Here is a 25,713-nt window from a genome sequence, read left to right as displayed (position 1 = left end):
GGGTCGTACGCGCTGGCTGCCGCCTGCGATCACTGGTGCCCTCATCCTCGCACGAGGCACTGACAGTGATGCCGATGACGGGGGAAGCGAGGGCCGGTGGCCGGAGTGGGTGCTGGATGTGCCGCGCGGGGGAAGACACAATCGGGGAGCGGTTATCCGGCGCCGCGCCGCACGGCACACCGCCGCACAGCACCGCACCGCACGGCGCCGTACTGCACCGCACCGCACCGCACCGATATACGGGGTATGACCTCGGAGCACGATCTCAGAGCACGACGTCCGCGCGCGACAGCCGGGCGCGACGTCCGGGCACGACTACGGGGGACAACAGTGGAGACCGCGGACCCGACACCGCACGCGCGTCCAACGGACCGTGAGAGCACCGCGGACGGACCACCGCCCGCCGCACCGCCGTACCTTTCCCTGGAACTGCTGGTGCACGGCGTCGGCGGCACCACCGCACAGGAGATGCTCGGCGACCCACGCGTCCAGCTGATCACCGGCGACGACACCGCCGCCTGCTACCGCCGCACGGACGACGCGGACGCCGAGCAGCGGCCCGGCGACTACCGCGGCGAGCCGGTCCGTGAGGCGTACTGCTGGTCCAACCTCACCTCGGGCAACGGAGCCCGTGCCCTGTGGCTGCTCCTGGTGCCCTTCATGGTCGCCAACCTCGCCCACTGGATGCGCCCGGCCGCCCCGTCCGAGCACCCGGCCCAGCGGCTCTACGACCTGCTGGTGCGCATCCTCGCCCTCACCCTCACCGTCCTGCTCGCCGCCGCGGCCTGTGAGGTCGCCCTCGACCTCACGGCCTGGCAGTGCGCCGGCACCACCGTGTGTGCCGCCGGCAAATCCTGGATGGGCTTCCTCAGCCCGGACAACTCCGGTTGGTGGAGCGCCCCGGGCCGCCGCCTCGCGCTCGCCTCCATGGTGCCGCTGCTCGTCATCGGCTTCCTGTGGTGGCTCTCGCGCCGCACCTGGAGCGCCTACGAATCCGCCTCGCCGCCACCCCGGAGGCCCGGCACCTCCCGTGACACCCCGGTCGCCGAACGCACCCCGCTCAGCCTCGACGGCTTCTGGTACGGCCGCCGGCTGGTCGCCCGGCTGCGCGCGGCCCACACCACGGCCGGCGTGCTGACCATCGCCGCCGTCCTCCGCGCCGCCGGCGCACAGGCCGACGGGCAGGCCGGCGGCGACACCGCCCTCGCGGTCACCGGCCGGGCCCTGACAGCCCTGGTCATTGTGCTCGCGGCCGCCACCGTCGTGGTCGTGTGGCGCACCGCCCGCAGCGAGGCCGTGCCGGACGACGAGTCCGACCATCTGGTCGTGCGGGCGCTGCCGTTCGCCTCCCTCGGTGCGCTGGCGCTGATCGTGGTGCACACCGGCTGGGCGCGCCCCGGCTCGCACAGCCACGGCGCGCTGCCCGGCGCCGCCGCCTTCGGCGGTATCGCCGTCTTCCAGGGCCTGTTGGTCCTCGCGCTGGCACTGACCGCCGGGGTCCTGCAGCGTGCCGCCCGCGACGACACGCGCAGCGCCCTGCGCGGCATGGGCGGGCCCGCCGTCGCTCTGCTGGCCTGCGCGGTCGGCGGGGTGCTGTCCGGGGGAGTGGCCCAGCGCTTCGCGGACTGGCTGGACGGCGGGGCGACCCCCGGCCAGGACCACGCCCCCATCCCCGGACCGCCGGTGCTGCTGTCGTGGCAGGCCTCGGTCATCCCCGTCCTGCTGGTCGTCGTCGCGATCGTGACCGTGTTCGCCGCCGTCCGCGTGGTGATCGTCGGCGGCCGGGTGGCCAAGGACGTGCCCGGGCTCTACGACCCGCGTGAGCATCCCGACGAGCGCCGTACGAAGCGGATCGCGGGCACCATCGCCGGCGCCGGACTCACCGACTCCGCACCGGTCCTGGTCGCGGTCATCGCCGCGGTCACCCTCGTCCTCGGCGCCGGTGCGGTGGCCGGCGCCTGGCTCAGCGACCGGGCGCCGGGCCGCGCCACCGAAGGCGCGCCGCCGGTCGTGCACGCCGCCGCCGAGACCGCGGAATCCCTCGGCTCGTGGCTGATGAGCGCCGGCGTCATACTGCTGATCACCATGGGCCGGCGCGCCTACCGCGACCACTCCGCCCGCCGCACCATCGGCATCCTCTGGGACGTCGGCACGTTCTGGCCGCGCGCCGCCCACCCCTTCGCGCCCCCCTGCTACGCCGAGCGCGCCGTCCCCGACCTCACCTGGCGGATGGCCACCTGGACCGAGCGGTTCGACGGCCGGCTGGTGCTCTCCGGGCATTCCCAGGGGAGTGTGCTGGCGGCCGCCGCCGTCTGGCAGCTGGACCTGGTCACCCGCAGCCGGGTCGCGCTGCTGACGTACGGCAGCCCCCTGGAACGGCTCTACGGACGCTGGTTCCCCGCCTTCTTCGGGCCGCCCGCGCTGACCGGACTGCACCGCCAGATGGACGACTGGCGCAACCTGTGGCGCTTCACCGACCCCATCGGCGGTCCGATCCGGCTCACCTGCGACGACGGCCGCCGGATCGACGAGGGCCCGCTGCGCGACCCGCTGGCCTTCGGCCGGACCCTGCAGAACCCGCTGCCCGCCCAGATCCTGGGCCACGGCGACTACCAGGCGGACCCGGTCTTCGGCCGGGTCCGCGCCGAGCTGATCGCCCGGCTCGGCCCGGACCTGCCGGGACAGCGGCCCGCCGACGACTGCACGGGACGCGGCGGCACCGACGACCGCACGGGCCGTCACGCTGCCGAGGACCCCGCCGCGGGCAGTGCCGACGGCCGTCCCGCTCAGGGGAGTTCGGGCAGATCGTCCGGGTAGAGCAGGGAGAGGTCGTCGGTGCTCGGGGCGGCCAGCTCCGCAACCCGCCCCGCATGCCGCTCGACCATCGCCTCGAAGGTCTGCCGTGCGGTTCGGCCGTTGCCGAACGACGGTCCCTTGGGCAGCGCCGTGAAGTACTTCAGCAGCGCCTCGCCGGTCCCCTCGGCGAGGCGGTACTCGTGCTCCTCGCCCTGCTGCTCGACGATCCGCAGCAGTTCCTCGGGTGCGTAGTCGCCGAAGGTGATGGTGCGGGAGAAACGGGACGCCACACCGGGGTTGACCGCCAGGAAGCGCTCCATCTCGGCGGTGTAGCCCGCCACGATGACCACCACGGCCTCCCGGTGGTCCTCCATCAGCTTCACCAGGGTGTCGATGGCCTCCCGCCCGAAGTCCCGCCCGGAGTCCTCGGGGGAGAGGGCGTAGGCCTCGTCGATGAACAGCACTCCGCCGCGCGCCCGGTCGAACGCCTCCTGGGTGCGGATCGCCGTCGACCCGATGTGCTCGCCGACCAGGTCCACCCGGGACACCTCGACCAGATGCCCGCGTTCCAGCACCGCCAGGGACGCCAGGATCTCGCCGTACAGCCGCGCCACGGTGGTCTTGCCGGTACCGGGGGAGCCGGTGAACACCAGGTGGCGGCGGACGGACGCGGCCTTCAGACCCGCCTCCTGCCGCCGGCGCCCCACCTCGATCATGTTGATCAGGCTGCGCACCTCACGCTTGACGCTCTCCAGCCCCACCAGGGTGTCCAGCTCGCCCAGCACCTCGTCGGAGGGCCGGCTGCTGACGGCGGGTTCCGGGGCGGCCGGGGCGGCCGGCGGCGGGATCTGTGCCGGGACGTTGCCCAGCAGCCCTGCCGTCTGCGTGGCCTGCTGCACCGTGGGGGCCGCCACCGCCCCCGCGGCCGGCGTCTGCACGGCGCGGCTCTCGTCGCTGGTGCAGTCCTGGACCGTCGGCCCGTCGCCCTGACCGGCGCCGCCCTCGGCGAACTCGTAGCCGCCGCGCGCGCACCGCTCCGTACGGCACCGGGTCAGCGCCGTACGGCAGCCGTCGATCACATGGAAGCCGAACCCCGAACTCCCGGTGACCCGGCAGCCCTGGAAGGTGCCGCGGCCCTCGGCGGAGACGTAGAAACCGGCCTCGGCCGGGGAACTGACCGTGCAGCCCTCGATGGTGGGGTCCGCGCCCTTGGTGACGATCACCCCGGTCTGCGCCCCGTCGATGGTGCAGTTGGCGAGCGTGCCGCCGCTGCCGTGGTCGCGGAACCACGCACCGGTCGCCGCGTCCCGGATCCGGCAGTCGTCGAGCTGCACGGTCGCCCCGTCGCTGACCGACACCGCGGTGTTGCGGACCTGGGCGAGGTCGCAGTCCACGACATCGGCGCGGGAGCCCCGGTCCAGCACGAACAGGGCGTCCGGCACATCGTGCACCCGCGTCGAGTCCAGCAGAGCGGTGGCGCCGTCACTGACCCATACCGCCGGATAGTCGCCCGTACTGTCGTGGATCTCGCACTGGTTGGCGTCCACTCGCGTGCCCGGGTCCCATACGGACAGACCGTTGCGTCCGAAGTGCCGGACCGTGCTGCGGGTCAGCGTCAGCACCGAACGCGACCGCAGATCGACCGCGTTCTCCGGGACGTCGTGGATGTCGCAGTCGGCGAGCGTGAGCACCGCATCGGTGTCCAGGGTGACGCCGTCGGCGGAGGTGCGGTGCACCGTGCAGTCGGTGAGGTGGCCGGTGGCCCGCGAGGCCACCTGGATCCCGGCGCCCTTGATCTCGTACAGCTCGCAGCCCACCGCCTCGACCGCGCTGCCCTCGCCGTTGACCGACAGGCCGGCGCCCGAGGCATGGTGGATCCGGCAGTTCTCCAGCCGCGGATGGGCCCCGCCGCGCACCGCGACCCCGGTCTGCCCGGCGGCCAGCACCTCGCACTCCTCGAAGACGCCGCCCGCGCCGTCCAGGACGCTGATGCCGACGCCGCCGGCGTTGTCGACCGTGCAGCGCCGCACCGTCGGGCGGGCGCCCCCGCGGACCTCGATCCCGGACGCCGAGCGGGTCACCACCCGCAGACCGGTCAGCTCCGGGGCGCCGTCCTCCACCAGCAGCGCGGGCGAGGCGGAGTCCGTCGCCTCCAGATGCAGATCGTGGACGGTGGCCGAGGCGCGCACCGTCAGCGCCACGCCGTCGGCCGGGGCGATCCGCACCGACCCGCGTGCCCCGTCCGGGCCGCGCAGGGTCACCGCGCGCACCAGCACCAGATTCTCGCGGTAGGTGCCGGCCGGGACGGTCAGCACATCACCGTCCCCGGCGGCCTCCAGGGCGGCGGCGAGCGAGCTGTACTCCCCCGTGCGGCGTCGCCAACGCGACGTTCCGGAGTGCGTCACCTGGACCGAGCCCTGTGCCATGGCGCTGTCGTGCCCCCACCTCGTGCGGCTGTTGTCGGCCCGGCACCATCCGTCCGCGGATGTCCGCTTTCCGGTCTGCGGGGCCCCAGCCGAGAGGCTGGCGCCACCACCGTAGCGCGCTCGGCGGGCGGCAGTTGACACGGTCGGGCGCCCCGGCAGGCGGCCTGATCAACTCCCCGCGCCGGCCCGGCCCCAGTCCTGTCCGGCCCGCTCCCACTCCTCGTCCCAGCGGCGGAAACGACGCACCATCAGCTGCCAGACGACCATCCGCCGGGCACCCTCGATCATCATGCCGACGCCGGTCGTGGTGCCCAGACCGGCCAGCACCGCATGCGTGGCCGCCGTGTCGGCGTCCATCGGCCGCGGCACCACCCGGCCGCGGCCGTCCGTCCAGATCCGGAACCGCTCACCGGTCTCCACCGGGCGCGGAGCCGCGAGCTGCCCGAGGTGCGCAGTGCCGTCCGGGGCCGTCCAGCGGGCGAGGACCCGGCGGTGCGCATCGCGCTGCGACGAGGTCTCGGGGTCGGGGTCGAGCGGGGTCCGGGAGACCAGCCGGTCGACCGTGACCCACTCCAGATGCCGCTGCTGGTGCTGTATCCGTACGGTCGTCAGCAGCGCGCCGTGGGCGGCCCGTCCGGCGAACCAGCCCACGGAGGTCGCCCCGAGGACGATCAGCACGGCGGCGGCCAGTGCCACCCAGGCCTCGATCCGATCGGTCCGGCGCCGCAGCGGATTGCGCCGCCAGCGCCATACGCCTCTCATCGCTCGCATCGCGCCCCCTCTCCGTGTCCGTGGATACCGCATCAGGGGTGGTCCACGCGAGAGTTCTGCGAAGAGCGAGCAACTTCGCCCCGTACAAAGAGCGACAACCGGACGTATGGCACATGTCCGGGGGCCCGCCCCGGCGTGGCCGGCGCGACGACGGCGAACGGTTGCGCGGGCTGGTCAGCCGAGGATTTCGAACGGGTCGCCGACGCGGATCGTGCCGGCGCCGCGGGGGATCAGATTGCGGCCGAAGAGCAGCCGGTCGCCGAAGCGGCGATGCCGGGCGAGGGTGCGCAGCGGCTCCTTGCCGCGCTCGGCGGTGCACTGGTCGGTGGTGGTGACCACGCAGCGTGCGCTGGGCTCGGCCGCCTCGAAGTCCACCGTGCCGATGCGGACCCGCCGCCAGTCGTCCTCCGCCCAGGGGGCGGTGCCGTCCACCACCACATTGGGCCGGAAACGGTTCATGGGCAGCGGCCCCTCATCGGCGTGATCACCCTGTGCGACAAGGGAGTTGAGGGCGTCCAGCGACGAGGTGGTCGTCAGCAGCAGCGGGAAACCGTCGGCGAAACCGACCGTGTCACCGGGCGCTCCCCAGTCCGGGGCGAGGGGCCGGCGCTTCTCCGGCGCGTCCAGGTACACCAGCCGGCACTCCGCACCGAGATACCCGCCGAACCACGCGGCCGCCGCCGGTCCGGCGGGCACCGCCTCGACCTCGTCCTTCCAGACCTCGACCGGGATCGTCTCCCCGGAGGCGGGCACCTCGACCGTCAGCGGCTCCCTTCCGGGCGCGGTGCACCGCAGGCCGCCGCCCGGCAGCGCCTCGGCGTGCGCCAACGCGAGTGTCCGCTGCTGCCGTTGGGTGATCATCCTTCCTGCCGTGTCCACCAGCATCCAGCGTCGGTCCCCGGCGAGCCCCCACGGCTCCACGACCGCCTCGCCGGGACCGGGCCCCGCCAGTGCTTTGACCGGGTAGAGATGGATCGACTGGAGTGCGGGCTTCGGCATGCCGTCCATCCTGCCAGCGGCCTCGGATGGTTGACCGACCGGCCGGGTCAGTACCCGCGCGGATACTGCCGGCCGTACGGGTCGTCGTACGGCGAGGCGGGCCGGGGTGCGACCGGAGCGGCCGGCCGCATCGCCTCGTACCCCGTGCCCATGGGCGGACGCTGGGGCTGCTGCTGTTGCGGGGACGGATAGCCGCGACCGCCCGCCTGCTGCGGGATGTACGGCGCCGGAGTCTGCTGCAGCGGGGCGACCGGCTGTGCGGCAGCACCCGGATAGCCCTGCGCGGGCGACGGGTGGGAGGGCGCGGCCGGAAGAGCGGGCAGCGCCGACGGGAGCGCCGGCAAATAAGACGAACCCGTCTCGTAAGGGGAGGGGTTCACCCGGATCGGGGCGATCTGCGGCGTACCACGTTCGGCGACGAGGCTGTCGTAGATCGGGGTGTCCGGGAAGGAGGGCGAAGCGTAGTAGCCGCCGTAGGTAGAGCGGGGGGAGGTCATACCTCATAAGTTAAGCCCACGATGTGCCGATTGGGGAGCCTGGAAAGAGGGTTGTTTTGCGTGTTCGGAGCGGCTCTGGAGCGCTAATGGGAGCGAACTTGTGGAAATCGGTCGCGATCGCCCGTAGGGATCGTGTAAAGACCCCGCTTCTCGCAGGTGAACAAGGGGCGTTCGGAGCGGTTCGGGCCAAGTAGGTTGGAGAGGCCACCGGAGAGGGGGCGCGGCGGACGAGCGGAAGGCGCGGCGATGACGATGCTCAAGGGCGGCAATGTTCCGGTACCGGCCCCGGAGGTCCGGGTGGAACTGGGCTGGCAGGCCGCCCCGGGGGCACCGGACGTGGACGCCTCCGCCCTGCTCCTGGTGTCCGGAAAGGTCCGCGACGACGCAGACTTCGTCTTCTATAACCAGGCCGCGCATGCCTCCGGTGCCGTACGCCACGAAGGCAAGCGCGCGGCCGGCGGCGCGATGACCGACACCCTCACCGTGGCCCTGGCCTCGGTCGAACCCGCCGTCGACACGGTGGTGCTGGCCGCCTCCGCCGGCGGCGGCCCGTTCGGGAACGTCCCCGGGCTGCACATCCGGGTGCTGGACGCGGCGAGCGGCGCCGAGATCGCCCGCTTCGACAGCCTGGACGCCGGCCCCGAGACCGCCTTCGTGCTCGGCGAGCTCTACCGCCGCCAGGGCGCCTGGAAGTTCCGCGCGGTGGGGCAGGGCTACGACACCGGTCTCGCCGGACTGGCCACCGACTTCGGCATCAGCGTCGAGGAACCGGCGGCGCCGCAGCCCGCGCCGCCCGCCCCTGCCCCGACCCCGGCTCCCGCACCGCCGGCCTCTCCCGTTCGTCTGACAAACGTCACCCTCACGAAGGAAGCCCCCGCCGTCTCCTTGACGAAGCAGGGCGGCACTTCCGGGGCGATGCGGGTGAACCTCAACTGGAGCGGCGGCTCGGCGGGCAAGCGGCTCGGCAAGACGCTCGGCCGCAAGGCGATGCAGGCCATGGGCGCCCGCGGCGCGCTGCTGCCCCCGTCCGGCGAGCTCGACCTCGATCTGTGCGCGCTCTACGAACTCACCGACGGCGCCGCCGGTGTGGTCCACCCGCTCGGCAACAGCTTCGGCGCCCTGCACGCCCCGCCGTTCATCCAGCTCGACGGCGACGACCGCACCGGCGCCGTCGCGGCCGGCGAGAACCTGACCATCAACCTCGACCACCAGGCACGCATCAAGCGCATCCTGATCTTCGTCACCGTCTACGCCGGCGCCCGCAGCTTCGAGGGCCTGAGCGCCACGGTCACCCTCCAGCCCCAGCACGGCGCCCCCGTCGACTTCTCGCTCGACGCCTGCACGGTGCCCTCCACCGTCTGCGCGCTCGCCCTGATCACCCACACCGGCGGCGAACTCGTCGTCCAGCGCGAGGCCCGCTACCTCGTGCCCGAGCCCGGCGTCAGCCCGCAGCGCACCGTTGATCACGCCTATGGCTGGGGCCTGGACTGGTCACCGGCCCGCAAGTGACGAGGGCACCGGGGGCGCCGCTCAGGGCGCCGGATACGTCCGCCCCTTCCAGGCCGCGCCGCGCCCCCGGTAGTGCCGCACCGCCGAGTCCACGGTCATCAGCAGATACAGCAGCGCGGTGAACGGCAGCAGCGGCGCCCACCACGGCCGCTGCCCGTAGTAGCGCAGCATCGGCAGATACGTCCCGCACATCACCGCCCAGGCCGCCCCGCCGAGCGCGGCGGCCGTCGTATCGCCGTCGGCCAGTCCGGCCACCAGCGCGACGGGCGGGGCCAGATACACCAGCGCAAGACCGAGGACCGTGCCGAGCAGCAGCAGCGGCCGGTGCCGCAGTTGGGCGTAGGCGCTGCGCGAGACCATCCGCCACAGCTCGGCCGGCCGCGGATACGGCCGCACGCTGTCGACCCGGTCCGCAAGCCCCAGCCATAGCGTGCCGCCGGAGCGCTGCACCGCACGGGCCAGCGCCACATCGTCGATCACCGCATGCCGGATCGCCTCCGGAATGCCCGCCCGCTCCGCCGCCTCCCGCCGCAGCAGCACACAGCCCCCGGCCGCCGCCGCGGTCCGCGCCCCGGGACGGTTGACCCACCGGAAGGGGTAGAGCTGCCCGAAGAAGTACACGAAGGCCGGCACGATCAGCCGCTCCCAGAAGGTGACCACCCGCAGCCGCGCCATCTGCGACACCACGTCCAGGTCCGCCGACCACGCCGCCGCCACCAACTCCCGCAGACTGTCCGGCTCGTGCGCGATATCCGCATCGGTCAGCAGCAGGTACTCCGGCGCGACACGCTCCCGCGCCAGCGCGATCCCGTGGCGTACGGCCCACAGCTTCCCCGTCCACCCGGGCTCGGGCTCGCCGGGCGAGGCCACCGTGAGGGGCAGCCCCCCGCGCGCGGCCGCCAGCTCCCGGGCCAGTGGGCCGGTCCCGTCCGTACTGCCGTCGTCGACCAGGAACACTTCCGCCCGGCCCGGGTACTTCTGCCCGAGCAGCGACGGCAGGCTGTCCGGCAGCACCGCGGCCTCGTCCCGCGCCGGGACCACCACCGCGACCGACGGCCAGCGCTCCGGATCCCGGCGTTCCGGCAGCCGGACGTCCGTCCGCCAGAAGAAGCCCTGCCCCAGCAGCAGCCACACCCAGGCCGACAGCGACCCGGCACCGATCCACTCCATCGCGCTCACGGCCGCAGTCTGCCGCACCCCGGCCGGCGCGCACCGGTGATCGGGACGGTGTCACGGAACCCGGTCCGGGCCGGCGGCCCCGGCGTGCCACCCGCCTGGGCCTTCGCCCGCCCGAGGCCCCGGCGGGCCGCCCGTGCCGCGCCCGGTATGACAAGCCGGATGCACCACTGAGTAAAGTGTCCGGGTGAAGATCGCGCTGATGGACTCCGGGACCGGGCTGCTCGCGGCGGCCGCCGCCATGCGGCGACTGCGGCCGGACGCCGATCTGGTCCTCTCCTCCGATCCCGACGGTATGCCCTGGGGGCCCCGCACCCCCGACGACGTCACCGCACACGCACTGGCCGTGGCCCGCTCCGCGGCCGCCCACCGCCCCGACGCCCTGATCGTCGCCTGCAACACCGCGTCCGTGCACGCCTTGCCGGCCCTCCGCGCCGAACTGGAACCCCATGTCCCGGTCATCGGCACCGTCCCGGCCATCAAGCCCGCGGCAGCCGGCGGCGGCCCGGTCGCCATCTGGGCCACCCCCGCGACCACCGGCAGCCCCTACCAGCGGGAGCTGATCGAGCGGTTCGGGCAGGGCGTGGAGGTCACCGGCGTGCCGTGCCCCGGGCTCGCCGACGCGGTCCAGACCGCCGACGAGGCCGCGATCGACGCCGCCATCGCGGCCGCCGCGCAGCACACCCCGCGCGATGTGCGCAGCGTCGTCCTGGGCTGCACCCACTATGAACTGGTCGCCGAACGCATCCGCGCCGCGCTCCAGCAGCCCGCTGCCCCCGCGCTCGTCCTGTACGGCTCCGCCGAGGCGGTCGCCGCCCAGGCGCTGCGCCGCATCGGTGCCGAGCCGGCGCCGGCGGCCGCCCCGACCGGCGCCCTGAGCGTGATCCTCAGCGGCCGCCCCGCCGGACTGCCGGCCGAGGCGCTCACCTTCGCCGAGGGCAGACTGCTGGCCCAGAGCCGTACGGACATCGCCCCGGGAACCCCGGACGAGGGCGCCCCGGCCGCCGACGGGGCCGCCGCTGCCGCCCGCCGCTGACGCCGGCATGGCGCCGACCATGACGACGGCGGCACCGCAATCCGGGTCGTGAACGGCCGTCCGACGCGCTGCCGTAGCGTGCAAAGACGCGTACGCTGCGTCTCATGAGGGACCACCCCCACGAGGGGGCAGCAGCCCCCGACGACTCCGGCCCGGCCGAGGGCGCCGACAGCGGAGCTCGCCCCACCAGCGGCTCCCATGCGGAGATCCCCGAGGTCTGGCACGGCAGTGCCACCAACCGCATCCAGTGGCTGCTGGCCGCGGTCGGTGCGGGCTGTCTCGCGCTGGGCATCGAGCTCGCCGTCGAGAGCAACTGGACCGCGGGCCTCGCGCCCCTGGTGATGTCGGTGGTCGGCTGTGTCGCGGTCGGCCTGCTGGTGCTCTTCGGCACGCTCGCCTACGTCCATGTCGCGGTACGCATCGACGAGGACTGGCTGGAGGTGCGGTGCGGCCATATAGGGGTGCCACGCCGCCGGATCGCCCTCGACACCGTCGTCGGCGCCGATTTCACTCCCCAGGTCACCCCACGCCACTGGGGCGGCTGGGGCTACCGCTGGCGCCCCGAGCAGGGCACGGCGGTGGTCGTCCGCCGTGGCGAGGGCGTGGTGGTGCGACTCGGCGACGGACGCGACTTCACCGTCACCGTCGATGACGCGGAAGGCGCCGTCCGGGCCATCCGGGGCCGGCTGCGGCCGCGCAAGGGGACCCCGGCGGGCGCCTGAACACCGAGAGGGCCGGGCATGCGGCCCGTCCCCCTCCGGCACTGCACGCGGCCTGTCCTTGGAACCGCACGTGGGCCGTGGGGCCGGGGACCTCTCCCGTAGGGTCGGAGCATGGCAACCCCCGACTTCATCCGCGACCTCCGGAACTCCATCGGCCGGCAGCTGCTCTGGCTGCCCGGCGTGAGCGCGGTCGTCTTCGACGACCAGGGCCGCGTCCTGCTGGGCAAGCGGGTCGACACCGGTGGCTGGTCGGTGATCGGCGGCATCCCCGAGCCCGGCGAACAGCCCGCGGAGACGGCGATGCGTGAGGTCTACGAAGAGACCGCGGTGCGGGTCGTGGCCGAGGGCGTCGTCCTCGTCGAGACCATGCCGCCCACCCACTATCCCAATGGCGATGTCTGCCAGTTCATGGACGTGACGCTGCGCTGCCGGGCGGTCGGCGGCGAGGCGAAGGTCAATGACGACGAGTCGCTGGAGGTGGGCTGGTTCGCCGTGGACGCCCTGCCGGAGCTCGAGGAGTACGCCCTGACCCGCATCAAGCGGGCGCTGGAGGCCGGGCCGACGTGGTTCCACACGATGGAGACGGAGCCGGAGACGGAGAAGAAGGCGGGACCGGAGACGAAGGCGGGACCGGAGGGGCCACAGGGCTGAGGTATCCGGGTCCGGGGCGCCTCGGATCCCGGGGCCCCTGTACCCCTTCACCCGACCGGCTTCCTCCCTCCGGCTGAGAGAGGCCCGACAGCGGCGCCGGCGGCCCGAGGGGGCCTACAGCTCCTCCGTCGACGGATCGTCCATCGGATCGGAGGGCTCACCGGGAATCGACGGCAGCTGGGAGCCGTCGGGACCGTCCGGTCCGCCGGGTTCCCGGGGCGACCCCGGGGCGGAGGGCTGCTCGGCCGGCTCCTCGGTGTGCATCTCCCGCTTGTCCTTGCGGCAGGCCGTGATCCAGGTGCCGGTGGGGCCGCTCTCGTACTGGCAGAACCAGCCCCGGACGGCCAGGGTGCCCCGGTCGTCCCGGGCCTCGTGCGGTGCCCGCACGAAGAACTCGGACATCACCCGGCGGGCCTCGTCGCAGCCCACGGTGCCGCCGGCCCCGGGGTCCGCATAGAGGACGACGTCCCCTGCCTTGCCCAGCGCGTCGGGGAGCTCGCCGCAGTCCAGCGGCTGCCCGGGGATGGTGGGGGAGGCGGACCCGGCGCCCTCGTCCGGAGTTCTGCCCGGTGCCGGACCGTTGCCCGCGGCGGACGACGCCGCGGCCGTCGGGCTCCGGTCGTTCTCCGCGTCCCCGCAGCCCGCCGCGGCCAGGGCGAGCAGCACCGTCGGCACGGCGATGAGCCTCCGCATGTCGGTCTCCCTCGGGGCGGCGGTGCGCAGACGGCACGCTGCGTCGTACGACGCTAGGGTCCCACCGGCCGTCCGGCGATCCGGGACGACCGATCGGGTGATGCGGGCGGGGGCGGGGAGCGGCGGCTCGCGGCCCGTCATGTCGGGTGCGGGCGGGGCGGGCCCCACATCTGACGTGGGCCGACGCCACCTCAGTCCCGCGAAGTATGGTGCCGGGGCACATCGGAGGCGGAGCCGTCCGCTGCCTAGGGTGCGGACATGACCGTGATCGGCACCCCAGGCCCGGTATCCCTCGACCTCGACGGCCGCACCGCGCTCGTCACCGGCGCGGCCGGCGGCATCGGACGCGCCTGCGCCCTGCGGCTGGCGGCGGCCGGCGCCACGGTACGTGCGGTCGACCGGGACGCCGACGGCCTGGCCGGCCTCGTGGCGGCCCACCCGGAAGGGGCCCGCGGCAGCATCGAACCCCGGCCGCTGGACCTCACCGATCTGGACGCGGCCGAACGGGCCGCGGCCGGCACCGATCTGCTCGTCAACAACGCGGGCCTCCAGCTCGTCCGCCCCATCGAGGAGTTCCCGCCCGAGGTCTTCCACCAGGTGCTGACCGTCATGCTGGAGGCGCCCTTCCGGCTGCTGCGGGGCGCGCTGCCCCATATGTACGCGCAGGGCTGGGGCCGCGTCGTCAACATCTCCTCCGTGCACGGCCTGCGGGCGTCGCCCTTCAAGTCCGCTTACGTCGCGGCCAAACACGGCCTGGAAGGGCTGTCGAAGACCGCCGCCCTGGAAGGCGCCGCACACGGCGTCACCAGCAACTGTCTCAACCCCGGCTATGTCCGCACCCCCCTCGTCGAGCGGCAGCTCGCCGACCAGGCCGCGGCGCACGGTATCCCCGAGGAACGCGTACTGGCCGACCTCCTGCTCGCCGACTCCGCCCTCAAGCGGCTGCTCGGACCGGAGGAGGTCGCCGAGGCCGTCGCCTACCTCTGCACTCCGCAGGCCTCCTTCATGACGGGCACCTCACTGGTGATGGACGGCGGCTGGACCGCGCACTGAGCGGGCCGCCGGGCCGGCGTCCGGCTCGCCGCTTGCGGTTTTGGCCCGCGGTTCCCCGTTCGCAGCTCGCGGCTCCCGGTTCCCGCACGCGGAGGCCGGCGCACCGTGACGCACCGAAGGTATCCATGTGACCATGCCCACCGATCAGCCTGCGTCCGAGCAGCCCCCCGAGCCCGTGGACGCGCCCCCGCCGGCACCCGGCCCCGTAGAACGTCCGGCGGCACCCGGCCCCGTAGACATACGTCCGCAAGCGCCCGACTTCTCCGGCCAAGGCCCCGCCCCGGCCGATCCGCTCGCCTCCGCCCCGGCTGACCCGCTCGCCCCCGCCGCGGCCGAGAGCCCTTTTCTCGAACTCCTGGCCACCGGCGCCCCCGCCGAGGACTACGAACGACCGGTGCTGCGCGCCCGGGCCGAGGGCGGGTCGGCCGCCCGGCTCGCCGCACTGGAGCGGGCCAAGCTACTCGCGCTGCGGGTACGCGCCGAGCTGGAGGACCGCCGGCGGCGCGAGGCCGAGCTGTCCGCGCTCTACGCCACCGCGCACGATCTGGCCGGGCTGCGCGACCTCGACGCGGTGCTGCGTGCGATCGTGCGCCGGGCCCGGTCCCTGCTGGGCACCGAGGTCGCCTACCTCACCCTCCACGACACCGCCGCCGGCGACACCTATATGCGGGTCACCGACGGCTCGGTCTCCGCGCGGTTCCAGCAGCTGCGGCTCGGCATGGGCGAAGGCCTGGGCGGGCTGGTCGCGCAGACCGCCCGCCCGTACGTCACCGACAGCTACTTCCACGACGAGCGGTTCCGGCACACCCGCACCATCGACTCGGGCGTCCACGACGAGGGCCTGGTGGCGATCCTCGGGGTGCCGCTGATGCTCGGCAGCGGCGTGATCGGCGTCCTCTTCGCCGCCGACCGCCGCGAGCGGGTCTTCGAACACGGCCAGATCGCCCTGCTCGCCGCCCATGCGGCACATGCCGCCGTCGCGATCGACACCGCCAATCTCCTCGCCGGGACCCGTAAGACACTCACCGACCTGGAGGCCGCCAACGAGATCATCCGCGACCGCAGTGCGGCCATCGAGCGTGCCTCGGACATCCACGACCGGCTGACCGAACTGGTGCTGCGCGGCGGCGGGGTCGTGGACGTGGCGGACGCGGTGGCGGAGGTCCTGCACGGCGACGTCGAGTTCGCCGAGCCCGGCCGGGCACCGGCCGGGGCACTGGACCGCTCGCGCGCCGACGGCCACGCCGTACGGGAGGGCACCGAATGGGTCGCGGCGGTCGGAGCGGGCGGCGAGGTCCTGGGCGCCCTCGTGCTGTGCGGTCACCCGGCCCTCGACCCGGTCGACCAGCGCACCCTGGAGCGGGCCGCCATGGTCACCTCGCTGCTCCTGCTCGCCCGGCGGACCGCAGGCGAGGCCGAACAGCGCGTGCGCGGCGAGCTGTTGGACGACCTGCTGGACGCCGCCGACCGCGATCCCCGCCTGCTCGGGGAACGCGCGGCCCGGGTCGGCGCGGACCTCGATGCGCCGCATGTCGTCCTGGCGGCCCGGACCGATGGCGGACCACCGGGGCGCGGGGAGGCTGCACTCCCGGCGCACGCGGACAGCGAGCCCCTGCTGCACGGAGTGCCGGTATCCGACCGCGACGCCGCCTCCCCGCCCAAGGCCGCCTCCCCGCCCAAGTCCGCTTGCCCGCCCGACGCCGCCTCCTCACCCCATGACGCCGCCTCCCCGCCCGACGGTGCCGACCGCGGCCGCCTGTGGTCGGCGGCCTCCCATGTCGCCGCCACCCGCCATGGACTGGCCGCCGAACGGGACGGCGGCGCCGTCCTGCTGCTGCCGCTCGGCCCCGACGGGGACCCGGCGCACACCGCCCGCGAGATCGCCGCCCGGCTCGGGGCCGCGCTGCACCAGCCCGTCACGGTCGGCGCCTCGGCCCCGGTCCCGGCCCCCGCCGCCCGCCCCGCGGCGGTCGCGGACGCCTACGCCGAGGCCCGGCGCTGCCGGGAGGCACTGCGCGTACTGGGCCGGGCGGGCCAGGGCGCGGCCGCTGCCGACTTCGGCTTCCTCGGCCTGCTGCTCGCCGACACCCGCGATGTGGACGGCTTCGTCCACCGCACCCTGGGCGCGGTCGCCGACTACGACGCCCGCCGCGGGACGGAGCTGCTGCGCACCCTCGACGCCTACTTCGCCTGCGGGATGAGCCCGGCCCGTACCAAGGACGCCCTGCATGTCCATGTGAACACCGTCGCCCAGCGTCTGGAGCGGGTGAGCCGGCTGCTGGGCCCCGAATGGCAGACCCCGGCTCGTGCTCTGGAAATCCAACTGGCGCTGCGGCTGCACCAGCTGTCCTCCGCCGTGGCGCGCGATACCGGCGGGTAGACGGGGACGGTGCTCCGCGCCGCGCCCGTGACCGGCCCGTACCGATAGCCGCCTCCGGGTGCGCGCCGCCGCGACCTGCGGCAGCGTGGGGGCCGAAGCTTTCTCCCTTCCCACCGCACAGAGGAGTTCGTCATGGGTGACAAAGGCGCCATGGACAAGATGAAGGGCAAGGCCAAGCAGAAGGCCGGCAAGATCATGGGCGACGAGCGCATGAAGAGCGAAGGCCGTACGGACGAGGCCAAGGGCAAGGCCAAGGGCGCGATGGGCAACGCCAAGGAGAACATCCAGGGGATGAAGGACTCCCTGAAGAGCAAGAACCACTCCTGACGCCCGGCGGGGGCGTGGCGGACCTGCTGCCCCGTCTCCCGGAGCGTCCCCGGGCCCGCCACGCCCCCGCCGAACATCAGGCTCCCCGTCTCCTGGGGCCTGTCGTCAACGTCCCGCCTGCCTTACGGGCGAACGACGGGGCTTTGACGACAGGCCCTCGGCCTGCCCCCTCAGGACGGTACGGCCGACGACGCCCCGCCTTCCGCCGCTCCCGCTCCCGTGCCCGCCGCACGAAGCGCACCGGCCCTCGCCGTGCCGTCCACCGCGGCGAGATCCCGGCTGCGGGTCTCGCGCGCCACGCACACCGCGAGCAGGGTCAGCAGGGCCGCGGCGATGACATACAGGGCGATCGGCGCCGGACTGTCGAAGTCGGCGAGCAGCGCGGTCGCGATCAGCGGGGCGGGCGCGCCGGCCGCGACCGAGGAGAACTGGGCCCCGATCGAGGCGCCCGAGTACCGCATCCGGGTCGCGAACATCTCCGCGAAGAAGGCCGCCTGCGGCGCATACATCGCACCGTGGAAGACCAGCCCGACGCTCACCGCGAGCAGCAGCAGCCCGAACCGATGGGAGTCCACCAGCGCGAAGAACGGGAACGCCCAGACGGCGACACCGACCGCGCCCAGGAGGTAGACCGGCCGGCGCCCGATCCGGTCCGAGAGCGCGCCCCAGGCAGGGATGACCGCGAAGTGCAGCGCCGAAGCGATCAGTACGGCGTTGAGGGCGGTCTGCTGCGACAGCCCGGTGTGCGCGGTCGCATAGACGAGCACGAACGCCGTGATCACGTAGTACGAGATGTTCTCGGCCATCCGTGCGCCCATCGCGATCAGCACATCCCGCCAGTGGTGGACGAGCACCGACACCAACGGCAGCTTCTCCCCCGCGGCACCTGCCGCCCGCCGTTCCTCGGCGCTCGCCAACGCGGCCTTGAACACCGGCGATTCATCCACCGAGAGCCGGACCCACAGCCCCACGATCACCAGCACGCCCGAGAGCAGGAACGGCACCCGCCACCCCCAGGACGCGAACGCAGCATTCGACAACACCGCCGTCATCACCGACAGCACACCGGTGGCCAGCAACTGCCCTGCGGGTGCGCCGGTTTGTGGCCAGGACGCCCAGAATCCGCGCCGCCGCGCGTCACCGTGCTCCGCCACCAGCAGCACCGCACCGCCCCACTCACCGCCCAGCGCGAACCCCTGGACCAGCCGCAGCACGGTCAGCAGCACCGGCGCCGCGCTACCGACCGTCGCATGCGTCGGCAGCAACCCGATCGCGAACGTCGCGCCGCCCATCATCAGCAGGCTCAGCACCAGCAGCTTCTTACGCCCCAGCCGGTCCCCGTAGTGCCCGAACACCAAGGCCCCGAGCGGCCGCGCCGCAAAGCCCACCGCGTAGGTCAAAAACGACAACAGGGTCCCGACGAGAGGATCGGAGCCAGGAAAGAACAGCTTGTTGAACACCAGCGCCGCGGCAGACCCGTAGAGAAAGAAGTCGTACCACTCGACGGTGGTGCCGATCAGACTCGCCGCGACGATGCGCTTGAGGCCGGCGGGTGGCGGGGGAGCGGTCGCGGGGGAGGACATCGGCACCACTTCCTGGCGTTGGACGGGGACGGCTTCGTGTCGCCATACCGTAGGAACGCGCAGGTCAGAGGCGTATGTGGTGGGACGCCACACTTTGGGCCCCGAGCATGCGGGCGGGCACCATGCCGGGGCGGGGCAGCGGGGCAGCGGGGCAGCGGGGCAGCGGAGTCAGGGGCGGAGTCGGGGACGGGAGGGGTGTCGGACCCGACCTCACCTCATGCCATCGCGTCATAGGCTTTTGCCATGGGAATCTTGCTTGCAGTGGTGTACATAGCGGTGGGAGCCACCGTGCTGTTCGATGCCGGCGGTCTGATTCGCCGCAGATGCGACCGAGTTCAGAAGAAGGCGGCTGAGCGGCACCGCGACATGCTCTGGGCGAACGGACGTCTTGAGACGCCTTACGTACCCGTGCCATTCGCCCGACCCGGTGTCCTCCGCGCTCTGGGGCTTCCCGTAGCTCTTGTCGGCTGCCTGCTTCTCCTGCTGCATCTCGACTGACCGCTCGTCACAGAAATCAAAGAGCCCGGCCTCATGCCATGAATCCAATCGATTCGACAGCATTCATGCTCCAATACCTGGGTCATGGGCATGCAGGATGTCGAATCAGCAGTTTCTTCAACACCGACGAGACGAAGGAGGAGTACAACGCGAGCGAACCGGTGGACGATCGTGAGCGTTGGACCGATCAATTCGTCCACCTCATGGGGCACACCGGCAATTACACACGAGAAGAGGCCATCGCGGCGATTGACGCCGACCGCATCCTGCCCGACATGCTGACGTTTGATCCCTCGAAGCCCGCGCAATATCCCAACGGTCGCGTCTTCACCGACGACGTCATCAACTACCGGCTCTCCTTCCTCTCGAAGGGCGACATCCCTCCCACCGGACTCGCATCACATACCGACGTTCTGGACGAGTTTCCCTATATCGGGCATCCGCACCTCAAGGGGAACTGACGCCGCTTTCGGCGGCGACGGCGCGTATGGGTCGGCGCGGTTGGCGCGGCGTTCCGCGAAGGCAACATGTCCGCCGCCGAGGGGGTCCTCGGCCGGAATATGAGGGCCGGCGCCGGTGGGGTGCCCGGGAGGAATATGCGGGTGGCGGTGTCCGTTACGGATGGCGACCAGCTCGTTTTCTCCCTGATGAGGTTTCCGATGTCCGTGCTTTCCACGCCCTCCCCGACAGGTCCGTCCTCTCCTCGTCATGAGTTAGCCGACCGTGTAGTCGCTCTGATCGGCGGTGGTTCGGGGATCGGACTGCGTGTTGCCCATCAGGCTGCCGCGGCAGGAGCGAAGGTTGTGCTGGGGGGCCGTACAGCGGAGAAGCTGGCTGCCGCGGCACGAGAGGTGGGGGAGGCTGCGACCTGGCAGACGGTGGACGTGACCGACCCTCGTTCCGTCGAATCGTTCTTCGGTGAACGCGACCGGGTCGATCACGTCTTCACGACCGCGGCGTCCTATCGGGTCGGGCCGATGCTGAAGCTGGACGATGCCGACGCGGCGAGTCCCTTCACCTCCAAATTCTGGGGGCAGTACCACGTGGCCAAATACGCGGCACCGCTGCTGCCGTCCGACGGCTCCGTCGTCCTCATGTCCGGCGCCGCGGGGGCGCGGCCCCCGGCGCCCGCTCCTGCCTACGCCGCCTGCAATGCCGCCATCGAAGGACTCGGACGCGGGCTCGCGGTCGAACTCGCTCCTGTGCGGGTCAACGTGATCTCGCCGGGCACCGTCGACGGCAATCTCTGGGCACAGCGACCGGCCCAGGAGCGTGACGCCGGCTTCACGCAGTACCGCAACGACACCCTGCTGCACCGGCTCGCAACCGAGGACGAAATCGCTCATGGCGTCCTGTTTCTCTTCACCAACGGCTACATGACCGGTTCGACCATTTATCCGGACGGTGGCTACACGCTGCGCTAGCTGCCGGGCTGAACACACCGGGCGTCGGTGAAGCTCGCGCGAAGTGCTGTCCGGCCCGCTTCCCCTGAGGCGTACACCGTGAGCAGCGGGCAGGTTGACGAGGGGGCGGGTGGGGGATCGTGCCCGAGGGCGGGCCGGCTGGGCTGTCCTTGCCTGGACAGCCGAGCCGCGGGCACGCCGGATCATCGCGGCGTCCGCGTCCGTGTCGCCTCCGCCTCCGCGTCGAAGAATCGTGCAACCGATCTTGCGGGGAGGAGGAGCCACGCGGCTCCGAGATCCGTCGCCGGGTCTCCGGCGCAGAGTTCCGACGTGGGGGCCGTGGAGAGGGCCGTGGAGAGGGCCGTCAAAAGTTTTTCAACACTCCACCAATCCACGGGCGTTGCGGTTCCGAATCACGGCAGACACCTCGCCGAGGTGTCGGTCTCGGACCCGGACGACGTGCGGTCTCCCCCTTCCCCGTGGAGGCCGCCGGAAAAGGATCGAACGTGATAGCCAAGCGCACCAGCCGCCTCGCCGCACTCGTCGCTCTGCCCGCCGCCATGGCCCTCACCGTGGGCGCCTCGTCCCAGGCCGCCGCCGAGGGCACCGGAGCGTTCCAGATCAATCTGGCGCAGCTGAACGACTCCGGTTCCAAGGGCACGGCGATGCTCAGCCTCCAGGGCAACCGGCTGACGGTGAAGATCGAGTCCGAGGGGCTGGTACCCGGACAGCCCCACGCCCAGCACCTCCACGGTTCCACCGATGGTCATGACTTCCACTGCCCGGATGCGAGCGCCGACACGAACGGCGACGGAGTCATCGACAACACCGAAGCCACGGTTGACTACGGCAACATCAACATCTCCCTGACCACCAAGGGACCCACGGACATGATGAGCGGTCTCGCCGTCGACCGCATGCCCGTGGCGGACGCGCAGGGCAAGCTCTCCTACCAGCGCACGCTCACCGTCTCCCAGGCCGTGGTCGACCACATCAAGGATCTGCACATCGTGCAGCACGGTATCGACCGCAACAACAACCAGAAGTACGACTTCGACGGTGCGGGCAAGAGCGAACTCGATCCCAAGCTCCCCCAGGAGGCCACCGCTCCGACCAACTGCGGTGAGGTCAAAGGTGCTGCGGTGGGGTCCATACCGGTCGGCGGGGTCGAGACCGGAACCGGGCCCTCCGAGGAGGAAGGGGTGCCGTTCGCGGTGCTGGGGGCCGGAGGTGCCGCCTTCGTGGCGTTGACCGGTGTGCTGGCCGTCATGCGGCGGCGGAAGTCCGTGCTGGCCGCCGGGCGGCCCGGGAGCAACGGGAGCGTCGCATGAGCCGCCGGAGTGAGGACAGCGTGATGACCGTACGGCGCCGGGGCCACCGCGTCCTCGGCTGCGCGATTGCCGCGGCGCTGGCGAGTGTGCTCGTCGCCGGGTGTGGAGGGCAGGAAGCGGCCTCGCCCCCGTCGGTCCCCGCGGGAAAACCGCCGGCGCAGGGCGGGGACCCGTCCCGGGGCGGGGACGCGTCCCAGGGCGGGGCGACGGGTGGAGGATCCGGGAGCCAGGCTGCCGCGAGCATGCCGAAGTCCGTTCCGCAACGGCTCTCCATCCCGTCGCTCCAGGTCTCCTCCACGCTGGAGACGCTGGGACAGCACAAGAACGGGGCCATGGAGACCCCGCGCGATCCCGACAAGGCGGGCTGGTACCGGCCTGGGCCGGCGCCCGGCTCCCGGGGACCTGCCGTGATCGCCGGTCATGTCTCCTGGAACGGCAAGCCGTCGGTGTTCGAGAAGCTGTCGACGATGAAGGCGGGTGACACCATCGAGGTGTCCCGGCAGGACGGGAAGACCGCGAAATTCACGGTGGACCGTGTAGCCCAGTACCCGAAGAACAAGTTCCCCACGGTCGAGGTGTACAAGAACATCGACCATGCCGGCCTCCGCCTGATCACCTGCGGTGGCCGGTACGACGAGGGCCGGCACTACTACCCCGACAATGTGGTGGTGTTCGCCAGCCTCACGGGCAGTGCGTAAGCCGAACCCCTGAGAACGGGCCGACGGTCCGGCGTCCTTTGCGGGAGGCCGGGCCGCCGGATCGTCCGCGGCGGGCAACCGCCATACTGCGTGCGATCTTTCTGCTCGTCCCGAAGGGAACCCCGCGACGTGTCCTCCACCCCCTCCCTGCCCCTCACGCGCACCCGTGTCGTCATCGTCGGCGCCGGGCCCGCCGGGCTCACCGTGGCGAATCTGCTGCGCGCCGCCGGAGTCGCCTGTGTGGTGCTGGAGGCGGAGAGCAGGGAATTCATCGAGCAGCGGCCGCGCGCCGGGTTCATGGAGGAGTGGGCGGTGCATGCGCTGGCCCGGCACGGGCTGGCCGGCCGGCTGCTCGAACGCGCGGAAACCCAGGGGGAGTTCGAGTTCCGCTTCGACGGCGAGCGGCACCTCGTGCCGACGGCACAGCTGTCGGGGCGGCGCCACTACGTCTATCCACAGCCGCTGCTGGTCACCGACCTGGTGGCGTCGTATGTGGACAAGGCGGGCGGTGAGGTGCGCTTCGGCGTACGCGAGGTGGAGTTGCACGACATCGACGGCGACCGGCCGGCCGTCTCCTACACCGACCCGGTGACCGGCGCCCGGCACCGCATCGCGTGCGACTTCATCGCGGGTTGCGACGGTGCGCGAGGGGTGAGCCGGGCGACCATACCCGCCGACCGGGCGGCCCTCACCCGGCATGACCACGGCGTCGCCTGGCTCGCGCTCCTCGCCGAGGCGCCGCCGTCCGCCGACGGTGTGGTCTTCGGCATCCACGAGCGCGGATTTGGTGCCCATATGGCCCGTAGCCCCCAGGTGACCCGCTACTACCTCCAGGTCGAACCGGGCGCGGACGCCGGGGACTGGTCGCACCGCCGGGTGTGGGACGAGCTGCACACCCGGCTCGCCGCCGCCGGCGCCCTGCCGCTGACCGAAGGGCCGCTGATCGAGAAGACGGTCCTGGACATGCACGACTACGTGGTGGAGCCGATGACGTACGGCCGCCTCTACCTGGCGGGTGACTCGGCACACCTGGTGGCGCCGATCGCCGCCAAGGGTATGAACCTGGCGCTCCACGACGCCCTGCTGCTCGGCGAGGCGCTGATCGCGCACTACCAGGGCGATGACGACAGCGGTCTCGAAGGCTATGGGCAGGCCTGTCTGCGGCGGGTCTGGCAGTACCTGGAGTTCTCGCAGTGGCTCTCCTACGTGCTGCACGGTGCCTCGTCCGGCGACCGCATGCAGGCGGGCACCGCCTCCGCGCGGCTGCGGCGGCTGCTGGGGTCCCCGTCCGCGGCGAAGGCGTTCGCCGGGCTGTACCTCGGCGAGGAGGCGGATCTGTAGTCCCGGCGGGCCGTACTTCGGCGGTGACGCGGAGCTGGAGCCCGGGTTGTACCCCGGCGGGAGCGCGGATCTGTAGTGTCGTGACCGACGCGCCCGAAACCGCACGTCCGTGGGGTGATTCACATCCCTGAGTGGGGTGGGCGCCCGGCGGGCCGGGTACGCGGCCACGTGATCGCCGGGCGAGATACCGTTGTGAAGTGGTAGAAATTCGGCGAAAAGCATCGCTGAAACTCCGAGGAAGGGAGACGCCATGTCATCGAAGCGCCGTCGCAAGAAGAAGGCCCGTCGCAAGAACGGTGCCAACCACGGCAAGCGGCCGCAGTCCTGAATCAAGGACGGTGACCTGAGGGACCTCCCCGCGGGGGTTTCTGTGGGCTCCTCGCCTCCGTTTCGGCGGACGCGAGGGGTCCACAGTGGTCACCGCACCCCGGTCCGGCCCGGTCAGGGCCTGGGCAGGGCCTCGGCCATGCGCTGGGTGGCGTCGCGACGGGCCGGGGTGAACGAGAGGGCCACGCGCCGCTGTTGGTCGCGGGTGGCGAACAAAGCGGAGCAATAGCCGTACCGTTCACCGGTCTTGCCCCACCGCGTCAGCAGTTCTGCGCGGCGATGGCGCCGGAACCACCGGTCAGCGACCTGCTCCTGCCGCTGGCCGGCTATCTGACCCCGGTGGGCATCCTGGTGCTCGCCTTCCACGCAGGGCCGGTATGGCTCGGCACGGGGCTGATCGTGGTGGGAGTGCTGCTGGTCACATCGTTGAACCGTCCCTCGCCGGCCAGGCCCGATACGCACGGTCACGCGTGATGGCGGCAGGAATGCGCTGGTCGGCCGTGACCGGCTGAGGGAGCCGACGCCGACGAAGGCGCGTCAGTGGTGGGGCCCCTGCCGGCCGAGGGTTTCCACGGGGGCCGCGCCGGGGCGCGTCCACTGGGGTACGGGCCGGCTGGTCGGGCCCCAGGTGGCGACGCCGTCGGCGTCCGAGCGCCAGTACCAGCAGGCCTGCCGGCCCTCGGACGGGTACCCCTCGCGGACATCGCCGATCACGGGGCGGCCCTCGGGATTGTCCTCCCACGCCTCGCCGCGGCCGTAGGGCGTCATGTCGAGCAGGCCGAGGGACCCGTTGACCGGCTCGTTGCCGCGGCCCGTCGTGGAGTAGGTGAGGAACACCCGGTCGCCGTCGCGCAGGAAGCAGACGAGGTGGCCCATTTGGCCGCCGATCGGCGCCGCCACGCCCCGCACCGAGTACCAGGGCTGGGTGTAGCCCATGAACGCGACGTAGGGAGCCACCTCGTCCCACGGGCCCGAGGTCAGGACGGCGAACGAGACGCCCCGGGCGTTGAGGTAGACGGCGTCCTTCATGTGCCAGACCGTGGTGGTGCAGCCCTCGCACTGCCCCTGGTGCGGGGCGCCGTCGTACCACATGTGCTGGTAGACCACGAGCTCGTCGCGTCCCTGGAACAGGTCGAGGAACGGGACCGGCCCGTCGGCGCCGGTGACCTCGACAGTGCCGTCGAGCTCGACCATCGGCAGCCGCCGCCGGGCCGCGGCGATCGCGTCGCCCTCGTGGGTGTGCGCCTTCTCGCGGACCAGCAGCTCCTCGCGTGCCGCCTGCCAGGTGGCCAGGTCGACGACCGGCGGCTTGCCGGGGAGGTCGCTGCTCGCGTTGCCGGGCGTGGTCGTCATGGTGTCCTCCGTGGTGTCTCGTGCCGGGCGGCGTCGTACGCGTCCTACGACGCTCACCGGAACAGACTCGCGGCGCGGCCCGAACTCATCGCGGCAAAGGGGCGCTCTCCGCCGAGCCTGCACGGACCACCTCGGGCTGACAA

Annotated in this window: 24 protein-coding genes; 15 read left to right on the top strand and 9 right to left on the bottom strand. The window is 72.5% G+C overall.

The genetic code is table 11. The features are described from left to right. Nucleotides 1-330: 330 nt before the first annotated feature. Nucleotides 331-2,817, top strand: a complete 2,487-nt coding sequence (locus CFW40_RS04770) for a hypothetical protein (RefSeq protein WP_088796609.1) — start codon at nt 331-333, stop codon at nt 2,815-2,817. Here the strand turns inward: CFW40_RS04770 and CFW40_RS04765 are convergent. The 4 genes from CFW40_RS04765 to CFW40_RS04750 form a co-directional block, all read right to left on the bottom strand. Continuing rightward, complete coding sequence (locus CFW40_RS04765; protein ID WP_088796608.1) at nt 2,787-5,222, bottom strand: right-handed parallel beta-helix repeat-containing protein; 2,436 nt, start codon at nt 5,220-5,222, stop codon at nt 2,787-2,789. The genes CFW40_RS04770 and CFW40_RS04765 overlap by 31 nt on opposite strands. 168 nt (nt 5,223-5,390) lie before the next feature. Beyond that, the gene (locus CFW40_RS04760; RefSeq protein WP_088796607.1) at nt 5,391-5,984 is read right to left on the bottom strand and encodes a hypothetical protein; all 594 of its coding nucleotides are present in this window, start codon (nt 5,982-5,984) and stop codon (nt 5,391-5,393) included. 183 nt (nt 5,985-6,167) lie between these two features. After that, nucleotides 6,168-6,992 (bottom strand): MOSC domain-containing protein, encoded by an 825-nt coding sequence (locus CFW40_RS04755; RefSeq protein WP_088796606.1) that lies wholly within the window; start codon nt 6,990-6,992, stop codon nt 6,168-6,170. A 47-nt stretch (nt 6,993-7,039) separates the two neighbouring features. After that, the gene (locus CFW40_RS04750; RefSeq protein ID WP_088796605.1) at nt 7,040-7,489 is read right to left on the bottom strand and encodes a DUF6643 family protein; all 450 of its coding nucleotides are present in this window, start codon (nt 7,487-7,489) and stop codon (nt 7,040-7,042) included. Nucleotides 7,490-7,735: 246 nt separating this feature from the next. On the opposite strand from CFW40_RS04750, the gene CFW40_RS04745 reads away from it, so the two are divergent. Next, nucleotides 7,736-8,998, top strand: a complete 1,263-nt coding sequence (locus tag CFW40_RS04745) for a TerD family protein (RefSeq protein ID WP_088796604.1) — start codon at nt 7,736-7,738, stop codon at nt 8,996-8,998. Between the two features lie 21 nt (nt 8,999-9,019). On the opposite strand, the gene CFW40_RS04740 is transcribed toward CFW40_RS04745, so the two are convergent. Further along, entirely contained in the window at nt 9,020-10,168 is a 1,149-nt protein-coding gene (locus tag CFW40_RS04740) for a glycosyltransferase (protein WP_088796603.1), read from the bottom strand. 193 nt (nt 10,169-10,361) lie between these two features. On the opposite strand from CFW40_RS04740, the gene CFW40_RS04735 reads away from it, so the two are divergent. The 3 genes from CFW40_RS04735 to CFW40_RS04725 all read left to right on the top strand — a co-directional run bounded on the left by CFW40_RS04735 (nt 10,362) and on the right by CFW40_RS04725 (nt 12,583). After that, a complete protein-coding gene (locus CFW40_RS04735) occupies nt 10,362-11,210 on the top strand; it encodes a glutamate racemase (protein WP_088796602.1) in 849 nt (282 codons plus the stop codon). A gap of 104 nt (nt 11,211-11,314) precedes the next feature. Next, the gene (locus CFW40_RS04730) at nt 11,315-11,932 is read left to right on the top strand and encodes a hypothetical protein (RefSeq protein ID WP_176956575.1); all 618 of its coding nucleotides are present in this window, start codon (nt 11,315-11,317) and stop codon (nt 11,930-11,932) included. Between the two features lie 111 nt (nt 11,933-12,043). Further along, on the top strand, nt 12,044-12,583 hold the full coding sequence (locus tag CFW40_RS04725; protein WP_256331596.1) for an NUDIX domain-containing protein: 540 nt from the start codon (nt 12,044-12,046) through the stop codon (nt 12,581-12,583). 114 nt (nt 12,584-12,697) lie between these two features. Here the strand turns inward: CFW40_RS04725 and CFW40_RS04720 are convergent, their stop codons facing one another. Further along, complete coding sequence (locus CFW40_RS04720) at nt 12,698-13,276, bottom strand: hypothetical protein (RefSeq protein WP_088796601.1); 579 nt, start codon at nt 13,274-13,276, stop codon at nt 12,698-12,700. Nucleotides 13,277-13,534: 258 nt separating this feature from the next. Here CFW40_RS04720 and CFW40_RS04715 point away from each other — a divergent pair, with 258 nt between their 5' ends. The 3 genes from CFW40_RS04715 to CFW40_RS04705 all read left to right on the top strand — a co-directional run bounded on the left by CFW40_RS04715 (nt 13,535) and on the right by CFW40_RS04705 (nt 17,036). Next, complete coding sequence (locus CFW40_RS04715) at nt 13,535-14,329, top strand: 3-hydroxybutyrate dehydrogenase (RefSeq protein ID WP_088796600.1); 795 nt, start codon at nt 13,535-13,537, stop codon at nt 14,327-14,329. A 133-nt stretch (nt 14,330-14,462) separates the two neighbouring features. Beyond that, nucleotides 14,463-16,709, top strand: a complete 2,247-nt coding sequence (locus CFW40_RS04710) for a helix-turn-helix domain-containing protein (RefSeq protein ID WP_256331597.1) — start codon at nt 14,463-14,465, stop codon at nt 16,707-16,709. Between the two features lie 132 nt (nt 16,710-16,841). After that, on the top strand, nt 16,842-17,036 hold the full coding sequence (locus CFW40_RS04705; RefSeq protein ID WP_088796599.1) for a CsbD family protein: 195 nt from the start codon (nt 16,842-16,844) through the stop codon (nt 17,034-17,036). Nucleotides 17,037-17,206: 170 nt separating this feature from the next. Here the strand turns inward: CFW40_RS04705 and CFW40_RS04700 are convergent, their stop codons facing one another. Both CFW40_RS04700 and CFW40_RS04695 read right to left on the bottom strand, forming a co-directional pair. Then, nucleotides 17,207-18,619 carry an MFS transporter gene (locus CFW40_RS04700; RefSeq protein ID WP_088796598.1) on the bottom strand — a complete coding sequence of 471 codons (1,413 nt, stop codon included), beginning with the start codon at nt 18,617-18,619 and terminating at the stop codon, nt 17,207-17,209. A gap of 228 nt (nt 18,620-18,847) precedes the next feature. Continuing rightward, nucleotides 18,848-19,180: a hypothetical protein gene (locus CFW40_RS04695; RefSeq protein ID WP_088796597.1), complete on the bottom strand. Its 333-nt coding sequence runs from the start codon at nt 19,178-19,180 to the stop codon at nt 18,848-18,850. A 2-nt stretch (nt 19,181-19,182) separates the two neighbouring features. Here CFW40_RS04695 and CFW40_RS04690 point away from each other — a divergent pair, with 2 nt between their 5' ends. From CFW40_RS04690 to CFW40_RS04660, 7 genes are all read left to right on the top strand, one after another. After that, on the top strand, nt 19,183-19,578 hold the full coding sequence (locus CFW40_RS04690; protein WP_218828942.1) for a DUF4331 domain-containing protein: 396 nt from the start codon (nt 19,183-19,185) through the stop codon (nt 19,576-19,578). Between the two features lie 141 nt (nt 19,579-19,719). Continuing rightward, nucleotides 19,720-20,541, top strand: a complete 822-nt coding sequence (locus tag CFW40_RS04685) for an SDR family oxidoreductase (RefSeq protein ID WP_256331598.1) — start codon at nt 19,720-19,722, stop codon at nt 20,539-20,541. Nucleotides 20,542-21,026: 485 nt separating this feature from the next. Further along, nucleotides 21,027-21,851 (top strand): hypothetical protein, encoded by an 825-nt coding sequence (locus CFW40_RS04675; protein WP_088796595.1) that lies wholly within the window; start codon nt 21,027-21,029, stop codon nt 21,849-21,851. Then, nucleotides 21,848-22,549, top strand: coding sequence for a class F sortase (locus CFW40_RS04670; protein WP_088796594.1), 702 nt, complete (start codon nt 21,848-21,850; stop codon nt 22,547-22,549). Before CFW40_RS04675 ends, CFW40_RS04670 begins: the two co-directional genes overlap by 4 nt. A gap of 129 nt (nt 22,550-22,678) precedes the next feature. Then, nucleotides 22,679-23,890, top strand: a complete 1,212-nt coding sequence (locus CFW40_RS04665) for a 4-hydroxybenzoate 3-monooxygenase (protein ID WP_088796593.1) — start codon at nt 22,679-22,681, stop codon at nt 23,888-23,890. Nucleotides 23,891-24,140: 250 nt separating this feature from the next. Then, nucleotides 24,141-24,218 (top strand): 50S ribosomal protein bL37, encoded by a 78-nt coding sequence (locus CFW40_RS38855; RefSeq protein WP_370454205.1) that lies wholly within the window; start codon nt 24,141-24,143, stop codon nt 24,216-24,218. A gap of 278 nt (nt 24,219-24,496) precedes the next feature. Next, nucleotides 24,497-24,691 (top strand): hypothetical protein, encoded by a 195-nt coding sequence (locus CFW40_RS04660; protein ID WP_256331845.1) that lies wholly within the window; start codon nt 24,497-24,499, stop codon nt 24,689-24,691. A 63-nt stretch (nt 24,692-24,754) separates the two neighbouring features. Here the strand turns inward: CFW40_RS04660 and CFW40_RS04655 are convergent, their stop codons facing one another. Further along, nucleotides 24,755-25,570 carry a DUF899 domain-containing protein gene (locus CFW40_RS04655; protein WP_088796592.1) on the bottom strand — a complete coding sequence of 272 codons (816 nt, stop codon included), beginning with the start codon at nt 25,568-25,570 and terminating at the stop codon, nt 24,755-24,757. Nucleotides 25,571-25,713 lie beyond the last annotated feature (143 nt).

This window comes from Streptomyces sp. 2114.4, from assembly GCF_900187385.1.
In the GTDB taxonomy this organism is placed as follows: Bacteria; Actinomycetota; Actinomycetes; order Streptomycetales; family Streptomycetaceae; genus Streptomyces; species Streptomyces mooreae.
The sequence above is the reverse complement of the archived record's forward strand: the minus strand, read 5'-3'. Positions and strand labels throughout refer to the sequence as shown.